Source organism: Exiguobacterium sp. PFWT01 (assembly GCF_018255795.1).
Taxonomy (GTDB): Bacteria; Bacillota; Bacilli; order Exiguobacteriales; family Exiguobacteriaceae; genus Exiguobacterium.
Window position 1 is genome coordinate 1,779,471 of record NZ_CP073755.1, and the last position, 17,037, is coordinate 1,796,507.

17 protein-coding genes and 1 other annotated feature are annotated in these 17,037 nt (G+C 49.5%); all 17 genes read right to left on the minus strand.

All coding sequences use genetic code 11. From position 1 onward, the window contains the following. Nucleotides 1–43: 43 nt before the first annotated feature. Nucleotides 44–577 (minus strand): bifunctional pyr operon transcriptional regulator/uracil phosphoribosyltransferase PyrR, encoded by a 534-nt coding sequence (gene pyrR, locus KD909_RS09220; RefSeq protein ID WP_015881323.1) that lies wholly within the window; start codon nucleotides 575–577, stop codon nucleotides 44–46. Nucleotides 578–776: 199 nt separating this feature from the next. Continuing rightward, nucleotides 777–1,688: an RluA family pseudouridine synthase gene (locus KD909_RS09225; protein WP_015881322.1), complete on the minus strand. Its 912-nt coding sequence runs from the start codon at nucleotides 1,686–1,688 to the stop codon at nucleotides 777–779. Next, nucleotides 1,688–2,161: a signal peptidase II gene (gene lspA, locus KD909_RS09230; protein WP_211781393.1), complete on the minus strand. Its 474-nt coding sequence runs from the start codon at nucleotides 2,159–2,161 to the stop codon at nucleotides 1,688–1,690. Before lspA ends, KD909_RS09225 begins: the two co-directional genes overlap by 1 nt. Nucleotides 2,162–2,218: 57 nt before the next feature. Next, entirely contained in the window at nucleotides 2,219–4,945 is a 2,727-nt protein-coding gene (gene ileS, locus KD909_RS09235; RefSeq protein ID WP_211781394.1) for an isoleucine--tRNA ligase, read from the minus strand. A gap of 53 nt (nucleotides 4,946–4,998) precedes the next feature. Continuing rightward, nucleotides 4,999–5,218, minus strand: a binding site (T-box leader). Nucleotides 5,219–5,221: 3 nt separating this feature from the next. Further along, a complete protein-coding gene (locus tag KD909_RS09240; RefSeq protein ID WP_015881319.1) occupies nucleotides 5,222–5,770 on the minus strand; it encodes a DivIVA domain-containing protein in 549 nt (182 codons plus the stop codon). A gap of 18 nt (nucleotides 5,771–5,788) precedes the next feature. Beyond that, on the minus strand, nucleotides 5,789–6,559 hold the full coding sequence (locus KD909_RS09245) for a YlmH family RNA-binding protein (protein WP_211781395.1): 771 nt from the start codon (nucleotides 6,557–6,559) through the stop codon (nucleotides 5,789–5,791). A gap of 3 nt (nucleotides 6,560–6,562) precedes the next feature. After that, nucleotides 6,563–6,832, minus strand: a complete 270-nt coding sequence (locus KD909_RS09250; protein ID WP_211781396.1) for a YggT family protein — start codon at nucleotides 6,830–6,832, stop codon at nucleotides 6,563–6,565. 4 nt (nucleotides 6,833–6,836) lie between these two features. Then, the gene (locus tag KD909_RS09255; RefSeq protein WP_015881316.1) at nucleotides 6,837–7,307 is read right to left on the minus strand and encodes a cell division protein SepF; all 471 of its coding nucleotides are present in this window, start codon (nucleotides 7,305–7,307) and stop codon (nucleotides 6,837–6,839) included. Between the two features lie 23 nt (nucleotides 7,308–7,330). Continuing rightward, nucleotides 7,331–7,984 (minus strand): YggS family pyridoxal phosphate-dependent enzyme, encoded by a 654-nt coding sequence (locus KD909_RS09260; protein WP_211781397.1) that lies wholly within the window; start codon nucleotides 7,982–7,984, stop codon nucleotides 7,331–7,333. Beyond that, nucleotides 7,981–8,742: a peptidoglycan editing factor PgeF gene (gene pgeF / locus KD909_RS09265; RefSeq protein WP_211781398.1), complete on the minus strand. Its 762-nt coding sequence runs from the start codon at nucleotides 8,740–8,742 to the stop codon at nucleotides 7,981–7,983. Before pgeF ends, KD909_RS09260 begins: the two co-directional genes overlap by 4 nt. 53 nt (nucleotides 8,743–8,795) lie before the next feature. Further along, entirely contained in the window at nucleotides 8,796–9,938 is a 1,143-nt protein-coding gene (gene ftsZ / locus KD909_RS09270; protein ID WP_015881313.1) for a cell division protein FtsZ, read from the minus strand. A gap of 46 nt (nucleotides 9,939–9,984) precedes the next feature. Further along, nucleotides 9,985–11,271, minus strand: a complete 1,287-nt coding sequence (ftsA, locus tag KD909_RS09275) for a cell division protein FtsA (RefSeq protein ID WP_211781399.1) — start codon at nucleotides 11,269–11,271, stop codon at nucleotides 9,985–9,987. A 227-nt stretch (nucleotides 11,272–11,498) separates the two neighbouring features. Beyond that, nucleotides 11,499–12,269, minus strand: coding sequence for a cell division protein FtsQ/DivIB (locus KD909_RS09280; protein ID WP_211781400.1), 771 nt, complete (start codon nucleotides 12,267–12,269; stop codon nucleotides 11,499–11,501). A 14-nt stretch (nucleotides 12,270–12,283) separates the two neighbouring features. After that, nucleotides 12,284–13,360: an undecaprenyldiphospho-muramoylpentapeptide beta-N-acetylglucosaminyltransferase gene (gene murG, locus KD909_RS09285; RefSeq protein WP_211781401.1), complete on the minus strand. Its 1,077-nt coding sequence runs from the start codon at nucleotides 13,358–13,360 to the stop codon at nucleotides 12,284–12,286. After that, a complete protein-coding gene (murD, locus tag KD909_RS09290; RefSeq protein WP_211781402.1) occupies nucleotides 13,357–14,694 on the minus strand; it encodes a UDP-N-acetylmuramoyl-L-alanine--D-glutamate ligase in 1,338 nt (445 codons plus the stop codon). Before murD ends, murG begins: the two co-directional genes overlap by 4 nt. A gap of 13 nt (nucleotides 14,695–14,707) precedes the next feature. Then, nucleotides 14,708–15,667: a phospho-N-acetylmuramoyl-pentapeptide-transferase gene (mraY, locus tag KD909_RS09295; RefSeq protein ID WP_211781403.1), complete on the minus strand. Its 960-nt coding sequence runs from the start codon at nucleotides 15,665–15,667 to the stop codon at nucleotides 14,708–14,710. A 21-nt stretch (nucleotides 15,668–15,688) separates the two neighbouring features. Beyond that, the gene (gene murF, locus KD909_RS09300; RefSeq protein ID WP_047795443.1) at nucleotides 15,689–16,993 is read right to left on the minus strand and encodes a UDP-N-acetylmuramoyl-tripeptide--D-alanyl-D-alanine ligase; all 1,305 of its coding nucleotides are present in this window, start codon (nucleotides 16,991–16,993) and stop codon (nucleotides 15,689–15,691) included. Nucleotides 16,994–17,037 lie beyond the last annotated feature (44 nt).

Genomic DNA, 17,037 nt, shown 5'->3' on the forward strand with positions numbered 1-17,037 from the left:
ATTCTCCTTCCTGGCCTCTCTGGACCACCTTAAAGGTATGCGTTTATTGCTGATGGATCGTGACTTCATCCGCCGTGTCGACTTCACTGAGTCGGACAACGACTTGCTCGGACTTGGACGTCGGAACGTTCTTTCCGATAAAATCTGGTCGAATCGGAAGTTCCCGATGACCTCGGTCAATCAAGACAGCGAGTTGGATATAATCCGGACGACCATGGTCGACAAGCGCGTCCATTGCGGCACGAACTGTTCGACCGGTATAGAGGACGTCGTCGACGAGGACGACCGTCTTTCCATTGATATCATGGGGTAGTTCCGTCGCTTTGACTTCAGGGTCTAACGACTTCTTTGATAAGTCATCCCGGTAAAGTGTGATATCGAGATTGCCCAGTGCGACCGGCTTGCCTTCAATCTCCTCGATTCGGCGAGCGAGTCGGTCAGCGAGCGTCTCGCCTCTCGTCTTGATTCCGACGAGGACGACGTCATCGATTCCTTTGTTTCGCTCGATAATCTCGTGTGCGATTCGGGTCAAGGCACGACGGATTGCTGACTCATCTAAAATGACTGATTGTTTCACGTGATTCCTCCTTCCAAACTTCAGTAAAAAAGAAGACTCCCTCATCCGGCTGGAAAGGGAGTCTTCATCAAAAACGGCATACGACTGCCGGGGTTGAATTGACGTACATGTGACCGCGGTCACAATCCTTTCACAGCCTCTCTGGACTGGGTTTAAAGGTGTTATGCTTCCTAGACTATAAATCGGAACGTGACAGAAGTCAACGAGTTTTCTCGATTTTATCCAATTTTGCGAGTTCCGCATTGAAGTCTTCTGGTAATGGGGCCTCAAACTCCATCCATTCTTTCGTACGTGGATGGTGGAACCCGAGCGTTGCCGCATGGAGCGCTTGACCGCCTAAATCAATCGTGCGGCGTGGACCATATTTTGGGTCACCGGCGAGCGGATGACCGATATAACGCATGTGTACACGGATCTGGTGCGTGCGTCCCGTCTCTAATTTACACTCCACGAGCGTAAAGTCTTTATAACGTTCGAGTAAACGGAAGTGTGTCACGGCTTCTTTTGCGTTCCGGTCCGTCACGGTCATACGCTGACGATCATTCGTATCACGACCGATCGGAGCTTCAATCGTTCCGAGTTCGTGAACGAGTTCACCATGGACGAGCGCGATATACTCCCGTTTGATTGTCTTGTCTTTCAACTGGCTCGCGAGCGACTCATGTGCCAAGTCATTTTTAGCGACCATGAGAAGACCCGTCGTATCCTTATCAATCCGATGGACGATTCCGGGACGTTTGACTCCGTTGATGCCCGAGAGGTCATCGCAATGATAAAGTAGCGCATTGACGAGCGTCCCTGACGTGTGACCGGCTGCAGGGTGAACGACCATCCCACGTGCCTTGTTGACGACGATGACGTCTTCATCTTCAAAGACGATCTCGAGCGGAATGTCTTCAGGCAACACTTCGAGCTCGACCGCTTCCGGCACGTTCACTTCTACTTCATCCCCCACTTGAAGCTTGTAGTTCGCTTTCACGGCACTACCGTTGACGAGGAGGGCCCCCGTCTTGATCCATTCCTGTACTTGCGAGCGTGACCATTCACCACGGTCACTGACCCACTTATCAATCCTTGCCTTTTCATCGGCGACAAAAGTATACGATTCCATTACGATTGTCCCCTTTCTTTGTGTAATTTTTCTTCAAATAAAATCCCGATGACCATCAAGATGACACCGAATGTGAGTGCCATATCAGCCACGTTAAAGATCGGGAAGTTGTATCCGAACGGATACGTATCGACAAAGTCGACGACTTCGCCCCGGAACAAGCGATCGATAAAGTTACCGATGGCACCGGCCAACAGTAATCCGACACTATATCCGAGGAGCTGATAGCCGTTCACTTCTTTGTGCAAGAAGTAAACGAGTCCGGCAACGACGAGGATGGTGATGATAAAGAAGAACGTCATCTGTCCTTCTAACATCCCCCAAGCAGCTCCTTTGTTGCGGTAGGACGTCCAATATAACAAGTTCGGGATGACTTCAATCGATTGACCAATTGTCATCGTCTGAACGACCACCCATTTTGTGAGTTGATCAATCAATATCAAGATGAGCGCCAATCCATAATATCGTTTCATATGCGTCTCCTTTCAAGCCGTTAAGAAACCGGAGTGGGGACGCCACTCCGGTTCGTCTTAACCGATTACTGATGCACAGCGCGGGCAAAGCTCTGGATGCTCTTCGTTTTGTCCAAGCTCTGTCGAGTATGTCCAACAACGTGCACAAGCGGCTCCATCTGCTTTCATGACTGTGATTTTCGTCGTCGCATAATCGACGTCTGCCGTCTCAGCCCACTCCACTTGCGATACTTGAAGCAGTTGGCTGACGTTATCGATCGTGTTCAACAAGTCAGCAGTCTCTGCTTTTGGTGCGAGAATCAACTTCGCCTCGAGCGGTTTCCCAATCAACTTCTCGCCACGTGCGATTTCAATCGCTTTGAGGACATCGTCACGGAAGACGAGGAATTTCGACCATTTCTCAAGCAACGCTTGTTCGTCAGCAGTCAATGCATCTACTTCTTCTAAATCCGTCAAGAAGATGCTTGCTTCCGACTTACCAGGCACTTCTTTCCATGCCTCATCAGCAGTGTGTGGAAGGATTGGAGCCAATAGTTTCGTCAAGAGGACGACGGCATCGTACATGACCGTCTGAACGGCACGACGACGGAGATCGTCTTCACGTTCGATATACAGGATATCTTTTGTGAAGTCGAGGTAGAACGATGACAACTCGTTGACACAGAAGTTATGAACGAGATGATACACGGCCATAAAGTCAAACTCATCATATGCTTTGACAACTTTTGCCTGCAGTTGTTTGAGCTTCGTCGCCATGAAACGGTCCGCTTCCGGCATATCGTCGAATGCGACACGCATCGATGGCTCGAACCCGTTCAAGTTCCCGAGTAAGAAGCGGATCGTGTTACGCATCTTCCGGTAAACTTCTGACACTTGTTTGAAGTTATCGTGTGACGCGCGTACGTCAGACTGATAGTCGACGGATGCGACCCAGAGGCGTACGATTTCGGCGCCGTACTGCTTCACGAGATCGTTCGGTGCAATTGTGTTACCGAGCGATTTCGACATTTTGCGTCCGTCCCCATCGAGGACGAATCCGTGACTCAAGACGTTCCGGTACGGTGCTTTCCCAGTCGTCGCAACGGCCGTCGAGAGTGATGAGTTGAACCAACCACGATATTGGTCCGATCCTTCAAGATAAAGGTCTGCCGGACGACGAAGGTTTTCGCGTTCTTCTAATACACCAGCGTGTGAAGAACCTGAATCGAACCAGACGTCCATGATGTCGAGTTCTTTACGGAACTCTCCGTTCGGGCTGTTCGGGTGAGTGAACCCTGCAGGGAGAAGGTCTTTCGCTTCACGCTCATACCAAACGTTCGACCCGTGCTCGCGGAACAAGTTCGCGATGTGGTCGATCGTCTCGTTCGTGATGATTTCCGTTCCATCTTCCGCATAGAAGATTGGGATTGGAACACCCCAAGCACGCTGACGGCTGATGACCCAGTCTCCACGGTCACGGACCATGTTGTAAAGACGTGTCATTCCCCATTCAGGGACCCAATTCACTTCCTCGATTTCACGGAGCATGTCTTCACGGAAATCTTTGATGGATGCGAACCATTGTGGTGTCGCACGGAAGATGACCGGCTTCTTCGTACGCCAGTCATGCGGGTACGAGTGTTTGATGAACTTCAAGTTGAGCAAGTAGCCATTCTCTTCAAGTTTCATACCGATTTGTTTGTTCGCATCTTCGTAGAAGAGACCTTCGAAACCAGGGGCTTCGTCTGTCATGTAGCCACGGTCATCCACCGGACAAAGGACGTCTAATCCGTAAGCCTGTCCGACACGATAGTCGTCTTCCCCGTGTCCAGGTGCTGTATGAACGAGTCCAGTCGCATCCGCAGTGACGTGGTCGCCGAGGATGACGAGTGACGTCCGGTCATACAATGGATGTTGAGCCGTCATGTACTCGAAGTCACGTCCGTTCCAAGACCCGCTCACCGTGTAATCCGTCCATCCGAGCGCTGCCGTCACTTCTTCGACGAGCGTTTCCGCGACGATATAGCCTTTTCCTTCATGTTCGATACGCGTGTAAGTCAACTCGTCACTCACCGCAATCCCAAGGTTCGCCGGGATTGTCCAAGGCGTCGTCGTCCAGATGACGAAGTGATCATCTGACGTCAACGTATCTTTACCGTCCACGACACGGAACGCCACGTAGATGGCTGGTGATTTTTTATCGTAATATTCAATCTCTGCTTCCGCGAGTGCCGATTCAGAAGACGGCGACCAGTAGACTGGTTTTTTTCCTTTGTAGATGTAACCCTTCTCAGCCATCGACCCGAACAAGCGAATCTGCGCCGCCTCGTACTCAGGAAGGAGCGTGATGTATGGATTCTCAAAGTCTGCGAGAAGACCGAGACGTTTGAATTGCTCGCGTTGCGAGTTCACTTGCTCCATCGCATACTCTGCACACTTTTCGCGGAATTCCGCGACCGTCATTTCCTTACGATTGACGCCTGCTTTTTGAAGAGCGTTCTCGATTGGAAGACCGTGCGTGTCCCATCCTGGAATCATTGGAGACTGGTAGCCGTTCATCCCTTTGAAACGAACGATGATGTCTTTCAATACTTTGTTCATCGCGTGTCCCATGTGGATGTCGCCGTTCGCATATGGAGGTCCATCATGTAAGATATATTGTGGTTTCCCAGCATTTTTTTCTTGTACCTTGTTGTAAAGGTCCATATCTTCCCATTCCGTTTGCATCGCCGGTTCGCGTTTTGGTAAATTCCCACGCATCGCGAATTCTGTGTTTGGCATTAATAGCGTGTCTTTGTAGTTCATCGAAACTCCTCCATCAACATTTTTTAGAAAACAAAAAAAACCAACCCATCCCTGATAGGGACGAGTTGGTTGACTCGCGGTACCACCCTACTAGTCTCACTCTCATGAGACCGCTCTCGGTAACCGATAACGAGGTCAGGCGGTCACGCTTACTCTGGTTCAGCGTGACGACTCATAGGGGATACCGATTCGAGTCTTTCTCTTAGGCTCTCACCGTCCCTAAGTCGCTTCGTAGGTATGACTCGATCGACGCGTCCTACTCAACGTGTTGATCATTTATCCATGTTGTTCTTCATTACGTGTGACTTCGTCGTCATTATACGCAAGTTCTGTTCTATCGTCAAGAACCGTCTGCACTGGCGGTTCCCCGACAATCGTTTCCCATTCCGTACTATTGAGAAGTTCCATTTGCGCATCGACGAGGACGCGGAAGCGTGTCCGATACAACTCGACTTTCTTGAGCATCTGAACGACTTCTCGTTCAGCAAGTTGCTCTTTGCGTGCCGCTTCTTCTTCACGAGCGTACGCTTCACGTTCCGCTTGTTTCAAAATGAGACTCGCTTCTTTTTGAGCATTGTTCTTCACTTCTTCCGCTGCTTCCTGCGCGACGATAATCGACTTGTTCAACGTATCTTCCATCGAGGAGAAGTAGTCAATGCGGGCTTGCATATCGTTGACAAGTTCTTCATACCGTCGATTCTCACGAATCAATAGTTCAAACTCTTTAATGATTTGATCTAAAAATTCATTGACCTCATCGATGTCGTACCCACGAAAACGGGAAGAGAATTCTTTATTATGAATATCAATCGGTGTCAACGCCATTCGACTTTCCTCCTAAATTCAACGTATGGTGCCATACTGGATTTTAACTTTTTCACGTTTGGTCGATCCGAGAATCTCCATCAATTTGATACGACCATATCCACGGACGGATAAAAGATCATCCGGCTCAAGAATGAAGCTCGCGTCTTCAATGACTTTATGATTCACTTTACAGTCGCCGTGTTTGACGAGCGCCTGCGCTTTTTGCCGAGAGATGTTGAGCACCTCGCTTGCAACCGTATCAAATCGTAACGAGGACACGATGCCAAACCCTTCTATCCACTCCGTTTTTGGAACGACGAGAATCTCTTCTTTCGAAACAGAGGAAATACGGACTTTTGCTTTTCCGACACGCTCGAGGCTCATTTCGATGAATCCGACCGCTTCTCGCGTCGTCGCAAATTGTACGATTTCCTCGTCAAGAACGACGTCTCCGAACTTTTGCCGCTTCAATCCAGCGTTAAGCAATGTCCCTGTCACTTGTCGATGCGTCAAGTCCACGAATTTTGTCGGGTACTCGATTCGACGGACCTCAATCTCGAAATCATCTAAATTGAGTTCATAGTAATCCGGCGCCAAAATCAAACGACGTCGTTCTGCGCCTTCAAATCCGCCATCATCGTGAATGACAAGTTGTTTCCCGACGAGCTGTTTGACGATTTGTTGTTCACGTGGATCTAGAAAATCCGTCAATTTCAACACATAACTATTCTCCACTTGTTGTACCCAGTCGAGCACTTGTTCCACGAACGCGCGCTCACTTGGTCGATAATGGTCATAGACGCTCATACGTCACCCAAAAATCGCAGCGATTCCGGCTTGTGCCATGCGAAGCACGAACAACGCGACGATTGGGGAGATATCGAGTATGCCACCAATCGGCGGGATGATCCGGCGAAACGGTGCCAAGAACGGTTCACACAAGAACGATAAGATTTGACCAAATTTAGATTCGCGTGCGTTCGGGAACCATGATAATAAGATATAGCCGATGAGGACCCAACTATAGATGCCAAGTAGATCGCTCAACGTGTTGCCTAAGGCAGGGATTACGTTTTCCATTCAGTTACCACCCTTTACTGTGAAGTTCATCCTCCGAGATCAAGTTTGAGATTGAACCAGTCAATTCGACGTTGTTCGGAGTACACAGAATCGTGTTATGTCCAATCGAAGTCATCGATCCCTCGAGAGCGTATACGACACCTGAGAGGAAGTTGACAACTTGACGCGATTGTTCTTTTGACATGCGCTGAAGGTTGACGATGACAGCACGATTTTCTTTCAAATGATCGCTAATGTCTTGCGCTTCAGCGAACACACGTGGCTCAGCCAATACGACTTTCGAACGGTCTTTCTTTTTCGTGTTTAACGCCACGAGATTGTTCGCTGATTTTGGACGATCATCCTGTCTGACGACCGATGTTTCGGTTGTAGAAGGAGCTGCTGCATTTGCGACAGCATACTCTTCTTCCTCATATGTGCTGTTCGGATCTTCTTCGAGTCCAAAGAAATCTTTCATTTTGTTTTTGATTGACATAACGGATTCCTCCTTAAGATATATTATTGCACAAGTACGGTACCAATACGAACAAACGATGCGCCTTCTTCAATCGCGATTGGATAATCGTTTGACATCCCCATCGACAGCTCCGTGCATGGTGCGTGGTCATACGCATTTGCCTTCACTTCATCACGTAGATGACGGAGACGGCGGAACGTTTCACGAAGGACGGACTCTTCTTCAGTGAACGGTGCCATCGTCATCAGCCCGATGATTCGAATATGAGGATACTGTTTACAGTTCTCGATGAAGGGCACGACTTCCTCTATTTCAAGACCATGTTTTGAATCTTCTCCTGACGTGTTCACTTGAACGAAACAATCGATTGTCCCGTTCGCGCGCTTGTCAATCTCTGATGCGAGAGACAAGCGGTCGAGAGAATGGATGGCCACGACGTAATCAATGATTTGTCTCACTTTTCGTGTCTGTAACGTGCCGATAAAATGAAATCTTGCATCCTTCGGCATCCCTTCAACTTTCTCGAGCAGTGAATCCGGGCGGTTTTCTCCGAAATTACGAATTCCTTCTGCGTAAAGAGCGTTGGCCACATCTACACCTACGGATTTCGTGACAGCGATGAGTGTCGGCTCAACTTCTTGAACGTGTGATGAAATGATGGATTGAACTTGTTTTACATTATCTGAAATACTCACGATTTCCGCTCCTTGACGATGACTGCCGCAAACCGACGTTTCGTCTCTCCGTCTCGATAGGAGAAAAACGGGCTGTCCGCGCCAGTCGTTAAATTCGATTGCATGACCGCAGTGTCATGTTCTTTTGCCAATACTTCATTGACGGTTTGAAGGGACAAGAGGGCGTGGTCTCCCGACTCGTTTCGCACCGCCAGCTCATATGCGACCGGCGAAACGTCCCGGACAGCCTGCAGGACACGACCATCGACTTCGTAGTCATCTCCTGAGATGGACGGACCGACGAGCATGTCCACATCGGTCGCCTCGATTCCCTTCTCAGCAAACATCTGCATCATGGTCTTGACGATGTTTCCGACCGTCCCCTTCCACCCGGCATGAGCGATGCCGATGACCCCATGATCTTTCGCACAGAAGAAGAGAGGCACACAGTCAGCAAAGACGAGGGCTAACGGTAGCGCGTCTTCGGTCGTGAGAAGACCGTCTGTTTTCGGGATCGCCTCTTCATATCGGAACGCACCCTTACCTTTGTCCGACGAATCGACGACCTGGACCGCTGTGCCGTGCACTTGATCCGCCCACACGGAGTCCTCTAACGCGAGCCCGGCTTGTTGAAAGAACTGTTGCCGATTTTCGACGACGCGGTCGATTTCATCGCCCACATGCAGTCCGACGTTTCCCGCATTGTGTCCATCTGTTCGTGTCGTCACGTAAGCATGATAACGGGTTGTTTCGGTTTCCCAAGTATGTAGCAGTTGCATCGGTCTCTCCTTTTTTAGAAAAAGGGATGCCGAGTACCGGCACCCCTAGTTGTTTAGTTACGGCGTTGTCTCACAAACGCAGGGATGTTGATCGTCTCGTCTGGGACGTCTCCTCCATACACTGGGCGATGGAAGTTCCCTTCGTCTTGTTGAGCCGCTTCATTTGCTTTTGGTTGGGGTTCCTTGTTCTCAACCTCAGGCTGTTTTTTCGGCTGCTGAAGGAACGGGTTCGTCCCTTGTGCTTCTTCAGCGAATTCAGTTGCAATCACGGTGACGATGATTTCATCGTTCAAGTTTTCGTTGATGACCGAACCGAAGATCAAGTTCACTTCTTCATCGGCCGCACTTTGAACAATTTGAGCCGCCTCTGTCACTTCGAACAAGCTGAGGCTAAGTCCACCAGTGATGTTCATCAAGACACCTTTCGCACCTTCGATTGAAGACTCGAGAAGTGGTGACGAAATGGCTTTCTTCGCAGCTTCAACAGCACGGTTTTCACCTGTCGCGACACCGACACCCATGAGGGCAGACCCTTTCTCCGTCATAATCGTTTTCACGTCCGCGAAGTCAAGGTTAATGAGACCCGGGATGGCGATCAAGTCCGTGATCCCCTGTACACCTTGACGGAGAACGTTATCCGCTTCACGGAACGCTTCAATCATCGGTGTGTTGCGTTCCACGATTTCAAGGAGCTTATCGTTCGGAATCACAATGAGGGTATCTACTTTTTCTTTGAACGCTTGAATGCCGTGCTGTGCGTGTTGCATGCGCTTCCGTCCTTCAAACATGAACGGTTTCGTCACGACACCGACCGTGAGTGCGCCGATTTCTTTTGAAATCTCGGCGATGACTGGAGCGGCACCTGTTCCGGTTCCGCCACCCATCCCAGCCGTGACGAACACCATGTCCGCACCGTCAAGTGCTTCGATCAACTGTTCGCGGCTTTCTTCAGCTGCTTTTTTACCGATATCCGGGTTCGCACCTGCACCGAGACCTCGTGTCAATTTTGCACCAAGCTGAAGCTTCACGTCGGCTTTCGACATGTTCAACGCTTGTGCATCCGTGTTGACTGCGATGAACTCGACTCCTTGTACCCCATGTTCAATCATGCGGTTAACGGCGTTTGACCCGCCGCCACCGACTCCAATTACTTTAATTTTTGCTACGGCGTCAATCGCCTCATCAAAGTACATCATTCAGGTATCCCCCTACGTATTTTCCAAGTTGTATTACATCGTCAGCTTAAACGCCAAATAATTTTTCCATCAAACGACTAAATCCTTTTTTCGACTCTTGATCGCTCTCGTATTCGTTCTCTCCTTCATGAATATCGGTCGCTTCCGGCTTCGTGTGAAGTGTTTCCTGGCGAACTTCCGGTTTTTCAAGCTGAGATTTCGAAACGTGATGATCACTCATCAAGACATATTTCAACACGCCGACGGCTGTCGCGTATTTTGGATGTCTGACACCAATCGACGATGGTTGATATAATCTCGTCTTTTGGCCCATGATACGAGTCGCCAACTCCTGAATACCAGGTAGAGCAGCTGCCCCACCGCAAAGTAAGTATCCGCCATTCAGCATCGGAACACCTACTTTTTGAACCTTATTCAACATAAGGATAAACATTTCCTCTATTCTCGCTTCTAAAACGTAGCTAATTTCTGACTGTGGTTCGAACGCCACTTCCCCATTGATGTTCGTGTAGGAGAAACCTTCTGTCTCATCAGCCATTTCTTCAAGAGCGAGACCATATTCTTCTTTCGCCACTTTGGCGTCTTGATATTTACAATTGAGTTTATAGACCAAGTCTCTCGTCATATGATCCCCACCGACCGGGAGGATATACGAGTAGACGAGATCTCCCCGATAAAATACGGAGACCGTCGTCTTTTCATGTCCGACATCGACAAGCCCGATTCCTAAATCGATTTCATCTACAGAAGCTGCGCTCATGCCGAGGGCAAGGTTTCCTAGAATAAAACCTTCGAGTTGTAATCCGGCTCGTTCAATCGAACGACGAATACTATGTAAAATGGTCTTCGACCCGGTCACCATTTTCCCATGCATCTCAAGTCGATAGCCTAACATGCCCCGTGGATCGACAACGCCTGTTTGTTGATCAACCGTGAATGAGGATGGGATCACATCGATGACACTCATCTCGTCCGGTAATCGCATCACTTGTGCCGAGTTGATAACTTCCATCACGTCTGCGTCGGTAATTTCTTGATCTTCCCGCTTCACGGATGCAATTCCATGACATGGGGCAATTTGGATATGTTCCCCTTCGATGGCAACGTATACAGATCGAATTTGATCTCCTAGCGATGTCTCAGCATGCTCAACGGCCTGTTTGATCGCTTGGACTGTTTTATCGATGTCTACGACAGCGCCACGTTTTACACCCGCAGACGGTGCACACCCTTCTGCCAAAATATTAAGCGTTCCGCCGAGCAATTCACCGACGACGAGCTTAATCTCTGACGTTCCAATATCTAATGCGGCCACATAACCATTCGCTTCCAAAAGGGAAACACCTCCGCTCTATAATTTTCCTGTTCCAATTGCCTGACACATATACAGATATCCAAAAAAATTGTTGGTTTCGACAAGATATCTCACGTCTAAGTTTACAACAAATAAGATAGTGAGAAAAGGTAGAATCCTACAATTTAAGCGGTTTCGCGTTATCAATTCGTTTACAAACGACAAAAAAACAGCCCTTATCTGTCTAAGGACTGTAATATAACTGATTATTCATTCGTTTTCTTGTATGGAACAAAGTAAAACCCACCATCCATGACGACGGTCCCGCGCTCACCTTTCGGGATGTTTTCATAAATTTCTCCATACTTTGATACGGTCTCGCTTAACTTCAATGTCGGTGTGAGTAACGTGTTGCCATCGTTCATAAAAATCTCGTATCGCGTCGGCTCATCTTTTCGTTTTGATAAGATCACTTCTGACATACGAGCCCGCGTCGCATCATCGACCCGCTCGAGTTCACTTGCGATCTTTTCGAGTTCTTTTTCCGTGTTGAACTCTCGTAAGAGTGGTCCGTCCTTTAGCTTTTGTGGATCGGTGATGGCTCCGGTCGGATGGAGTGAACCGTCGGCTAACACGACGACATCTCCTTTTTCCGCTTTCGCATAAGCGATCATTTTCTCTTCTGTCACGGTGATTTGAACCTTGTTATACCAAGAACGATCGATTTCTACCCGTTTGACACCAGGCAACTTTTCCATCTGTTCACTCATCTTGTTTGGGGACAGACTGACAAACTTCGTCGATGAATCGAGTTTCATGTCCTGAAACACGTACGTTTCTTCTAACCAGTAAAGACCCGATACCTTCACTTCTTTCACGTTCGACATCGAAGTCTGCATGTAGACCACGAGTAGGATGAGAATTCCAAACAGTGAGAGTACAGAGAACATCCGACGGTTCGCTTTTTTACGCCGTTGTTTTTTCATGTATGGAATACGGTCTTCGAGACTACGTACCGTTTGTTGGCTTGGTTCCATCGGGTTCTACTCCTTTATTGAATGACTTCTTCTACCAGGTCGGCCAATGCATCTGACGCGTCCGGGAAACCGAGTGCACGCGATGCGTTCGCCATCTCATCACGCTGTTCGAGTGCTTGACGAATCGCTTCTACGAGCGTAACACCCGTCAACGCCTCTTCTTTGACAAGGAGGGCCGCCCCGTTCTCGACGAGGGCCGAAGCATTTTTCGTTTGATGGTCAGCTGTCACGTACGGACTAGGTACCAAAATGCTCGGTAAACCAAGGGCGGTCAATTCTGAAATCGTCGAAGCGCCAGCTCGTGAGATGACGAGTGACGTACAGGCGAGTAAAGATGGCATATCGTACACGTATGGATGGATGTGTACATTATCAGAAGATGGCGCCTGTTTCGACACCGCATCGAAATGCACTTTCCCCGTGACGTAAAGGACGTTGATTGGCAATTCTGAGAGCGACGGGATCGCTTCTACGACCGCTCGGTTGATGGCCTCGGCTCCGCGGCTCCCACCGTACACCAAGACAATCGGACGGTCATCTAAACGATACTGTTCGCGGACGGACGCTTCATCGACTTCCGTTTGCAAGACTTCGCTACCACGCGGGTTTCCAATCAAACGAACGTTCGCACCCGGGAAATGGACATCCGATCCTTTGAACGAGAGGGCAACCCGATTGGCTTTCTTCGATAAGAATTTGTTAGTTAATCCCGGGATACTGTTTTGTTCATGCAGAATCGTGGGGATCCCAAGCTGTTGTGCCGTATAGACGACGGGGCCGGATACGAAACCACCCGTGCCAATCACGACGTCCGGCTTAAACGCCGCCATGTCTTTTTTCAATGCCCGAACGGCTTTCAAAAACCAGTAGGCTGTCTTCACGTTCTCGAGTGAAAGGGAACGCTTCAGACCTGCGATTTGAATCGACTTGAACGGGACACCGGCTCGCGGTACGAGATCGGCTTCTAACCCATTCTCCGTCCCGATGTATTGTACCTGTAAATCCGGGTGACGTTTTTTTAGCGTTTCAATCAATGCGAGTGCCGGATAAATATGACCACCGGTACCACCACCAGAAATCATGATTTTCATCGGTTCGCCTCCTCATATGAACGGACGAGTTGAACGAACTGTTCGCCTCGTTCTTCAAACGTTTTAAATTGATCCCAGCTAGCACAAGCGGGTGAGAGTAAGATGACGTCTCCCGTCTCGGATTGCTCAAACGCGAGCGGAACGGCGTCTGCCAACGTCTCGACCGTGAAAGATGGAATCTGTCGGGACTCGCCGAGCTCTTTAAAACGCTCTTTCGTTTCACCATACGCGACGACAGCTTTTACGTTTGAGAGAGCTGGGGCGAGCGAAGATAAGTCCGCACCACGCTCGAGACCACCACAGAGCCAGACGATTGGGGCGTCAAACCCACGTAACGCCGCTTCCGCTGCCACGTTGTTCGTCGCTTTCGAATCATTGTAGACGGCACGTCCGAGCACATCACCGAGACTCTCGGTCCGATGCGCGACGCCACCGAAGTTTCGTAACACACGTTCGATATGCGTACGTGGAATAGCGAATGGTTCCACTAAGAGTAGTGCAGCCAATACATTTTCCACATTGTGCGCCCCGCCTAATGCCAACTCATTTACCGGCATGATTTTTTCACCACGAATCGTGACCCATCCATCGACGACAGAAGCGTCACCCCGGTCAAAGCTGAACGTAGTCGGTTCAATCTCTCCCGGGACACGTTTCATCACTTCCGGATCTGTCACTTTCACGACGATTTGATCTGCATTCGTCATTCGACGGAACAAGTTTCCTTTTGCATCCGCATACGCATCAAAATCCCCATGATAGTCCAAATGAGCTTCCGATAGGTTGAGTAGTGCCGCCGAGCGAGGATGAAACGACTCAATCCCCATCAATTGAAAACTCGACAATTCAATCACAATCAAATCGCCCGCCTTCGCCTGAGACGCCACTTCAATCGCAGGGAATCCGATGTTTCCCGCAAGATGCACCGGACGCTCCCCACCTTTGAGCAATTCATAGACGAGTGTCGTGGTTGTCGTTTTCCCATTTGAGCCAGTGATGGCAACAAACTCCGCCTCCGTTGCTAAATAAGCAAGTTCCACTTCAGTATAGATCGGGATATGACGAGACATCGCTTCCTGAAGCAATGGAATCTGATACGGGATTCCTGGGTTTTTGACAATCACCTCTGTCTCATTCAACAGAGCGAGGGGATGCTCGTTAAACACCGATTGAATCCCGAGCGCCTGAATTTTTTCCTGTTCGTCTTCCGGAGGGATATTCCCCGTATTGATCGTCACATCTGCTCCCGCATGATGCAGATATGTCGCCGCCGCAATACCGCTCTTCGCAGCACCGAGGACAAGAACTTTTTTACCGTGCCATTGCTTTTCCATCTGTCTCACCCTTTTACATGAGTAGTAATGATAAACCTGCCGTAATTAAACTGATACCACCGAACGTGAGCACGATGCGCCACTCTGACCACCCGACCATTTCGAAATGGTGATGGATCGGACTCATCTTGAAGAGTCGTTTCCCCGTCGTTTTAAACGAGATGACTTGCAAGATGACGCTCAACGTCTCGATGACGAAGATGATGCCGACGAAGACGAGAAGTAATTCGAGTTTCAACATCAAAGCGAGTCCAGCGACGGCTCCGCCTAGTGCGAGCGAACCGGTGTCCCCCATGAAGATTTTAGCCGGATACTTATTGAAGACAAGGAACCCGATCAAGGCACCGACGACCGCAAACGCGAACCAAGCAATCCCAAGTTCATCTTGTCTAAGGGCGTAAATCCCAAAGAACGTGAACGTCGGGATGGCCGAGAACGAGACGAGTCCGTCTAATCCATCCGTCAAGTTGACGGCGTTCGAGAACCCGACGAGCCAGAAGATGACGATGGCGATATAGAACCATCCAGTATCGAACGAAATCGACGTGAACGGGATCGAGATTGATGTATCGAGGTCTCCTCCGAGTGACAAGAACCATGCAAACAATACCGATACCACGATTTGACCGATCAACTTCTGAAGGGACGTCAATCCGAGGTTTCGTTTGTTGACGACTTTGATGTAGTCATCCAAGAAACCGATGACACCGAATGCCATCGTAACGAATAGAAGGGTACCGAATCCTGCGACCGCTTCACCGAAGATGACGGATACGATGAATCCGACGAGAATGGCGAGCAGGATGACGATTCCGCCCATCGTCGGTGTGCCCGACTTCTTCTGGTGCCAACCTGGACCTTCGTCACGAATCTCTTGTCCGAACTTTAATTGACGCAATGCCGGGATGGCTCGCGGCATCACGATCAAGACACTTAATAATGAACTGATTAATACGATTAAACTAATTAACATGTTGCTACCTCACTACTCTATTTATTGAACAAGACGCTCAAGCGCCAGTCCTCGAGATGCCTTTAACAATACCACAGTATCCGGACGTTGATAATGATGAAGGAGCGCCTTCGCTTCCTCAACCGTCGGGACCATTTTAACGTTCACTCGTGAATCTTGAATTCCATCGGCAATCCATTTTGCTTTGTCGCCGACGAGAATACAATCGGTCACGGGAGACGTCACTGCGCCACCGACTTGTTCGTGTTGCATTTGTTCGTCGGCACCTAACTCGTACATATCTCCAAGAACGAGCACACGCTTCGAGAACCCTTCAAGCGACTTGACCGTCTCAATCGCTGCAATCATCGACGTCGGACTCGCGTTGTAGGCATCGTTAATGAGGTGTGCTTCGCCGAACATCTGTTTTTCCATTCGCATCGACGTCAACTTGATTCGGTCTAGTCCACGTTGAATCATCGCATGATCGAGACCGAACGCAAGTCCACACGCAATCGCATAGGCTGCGTTTCGAATCTGATGGGCACCGAGTACCTTCAGTTCATACAAGTCACCGTTATATTTAAAGATCGATGCGTCAAACGTCGTTTCGATCACTTCAATTTTCCCATCCGCCGTCTCATCATATCCGACGCGATAGCCTTGACCAGAAAGAAGCGGCTCATCCGCATCGACGATCAAGCGACCGTCCGCTTTGAGTCCGGCCTTGATCTCAAGTTTCGCCTTGGCGATACCTGTCCGCCCGCCGACTTGTTCACCGTGAGACTCCCCGATATTCGTCACAAACGCCACATCCGGCTTAGCAAGTTTTGACAGCGTCTCGATTTGACCGAATCCGTTCATTCCCATCTCGAGGACGGCCACTTCCGTATCCCGTGGCATTCTGAGGACGGTAAGTGGTAAGCCGACGTCCGAGTTGAAGTTTCCGGCTGTCTTATGCGTCTTGAACTTCTCCTCGAGCACGACAGCGACCATGTCTTTTGTCGACGTCTTCCCATTCGAACCCGTAATGGCGACGACGAGCGGATTGATCTCTTCTAAATATCGGGCCGCTGCTGTTTGCAATGCCTCGACCGTCGATTTCACAGGGATGACAACCAGGTTGTCTGGTTGAGGGCGACCCTCTTCCCAGAACGTGACAATCGCACCCTTTTCAACGGCCGCCTCGATGTAGTCATGACCGTCGACTCGCGCCCCGACGATTGGGACGAAGAGACCCGCCTCATTTGCATCTCTCGAATCTGTGGCGACCCGTTCAACGAGACGCTCGTCATGTAGATCCATCCCAAACCATGATGCTAATTTTTGAACTGTCAGTTGTTCCATACAAACTTCCTCCTCTTACATAGGAAAAGAGAGCCGCAGCCCTC

Coding starts and splice junctions, on each gene's coding strand:
- KD909_RS09225 (WP_015881322.1), bottom strand. CDS start 1,688: ATGGAATCGTATACTTTTGTCGCCGATGAAAAGGCAAGGATTGATAAG.
- ftsZ (WP_015881313.1), bottom strand. CDS start 9,938: ATGATGTACTTTGATGAGGCGATTGACGCCGTAGCAAAAATTAAAGTA.
- lspA (WP_211781393.1), bottom strand. CDS start 2,161: ATGAAACGATATTATGGATTGGCGCTCATCTTGATATTGATTGATCAA.
- pgeF (WP_211781398.1), bottom strand. CDS start 8,742: ATGCAACTGCTACATACTTGGGAAACCGAAACAACCCGTTATCATGCT.
- KD909_RS09255 (WP_015881316.1), bottom strand. CDS start 7,307: ATGTCAATCAAAAACAAAATGAAAGATTTCTTTGGACTCGAAGAAGAT.
- KD909_RS09245 (WP_211781395.1), bottom strand. CDS start 6,559: ATGAGCGTCTATGACCATTATCGACCAAGTGAGCGCGCGTTCGTGGAA.
- ileS (WP_211781394.1), bottom strand. CDS start 4,945: ATGAACTACAAAGACACGCTATTAATGCCAAACACAGAATTCGCGATG.
- KD909_RS09280 (WP_211781400.1), bottom strand. CDS start 12,269: ATGGAACCAAGCCAACAAACGGTACGTAGTCTCGAAGACCGTATTCCA.
- mraY (WP_211781403.1), bottom strand. CDS start 15,667: ATGTTAATTAGTTTAATCGTATTAATCAGTTCATTATTAAGTGTCTTG.
- murD (WP_211781402.1), bottom strand. CDS start 14,694: ATGGAAAAGCAATGGCACGGTAAAAAAGTTCTTGTCCTCGGTGCTGCG.
- KD909_RS09240 (WP_015881319.1), bottom strand. CDS start 5,770: ATGGCGTTGACACCGATTGATATTCATAATAAAGAATTCTCTTCCCGT.
- murG (WP_211781401.1), bottom strand. CDS start 13,360: ATGAAAATCATGATTTCTGGTGGTGGTACCGGTGGTCATATTTATCCG.
- murF (WP_047795443.1), bottom strand. CDS start 16,993: ATGGAACAACTGACAGTTCAAAAATTAGCATCATGGTTTGGGATGGAT.
- KD909_RS09250 (WP_211781396.1), bottom strand. CDS start 6,832: ATGGAAAACGTAATCCCTGCCTTAGGCAACACGTTGAGCGATCTACTT.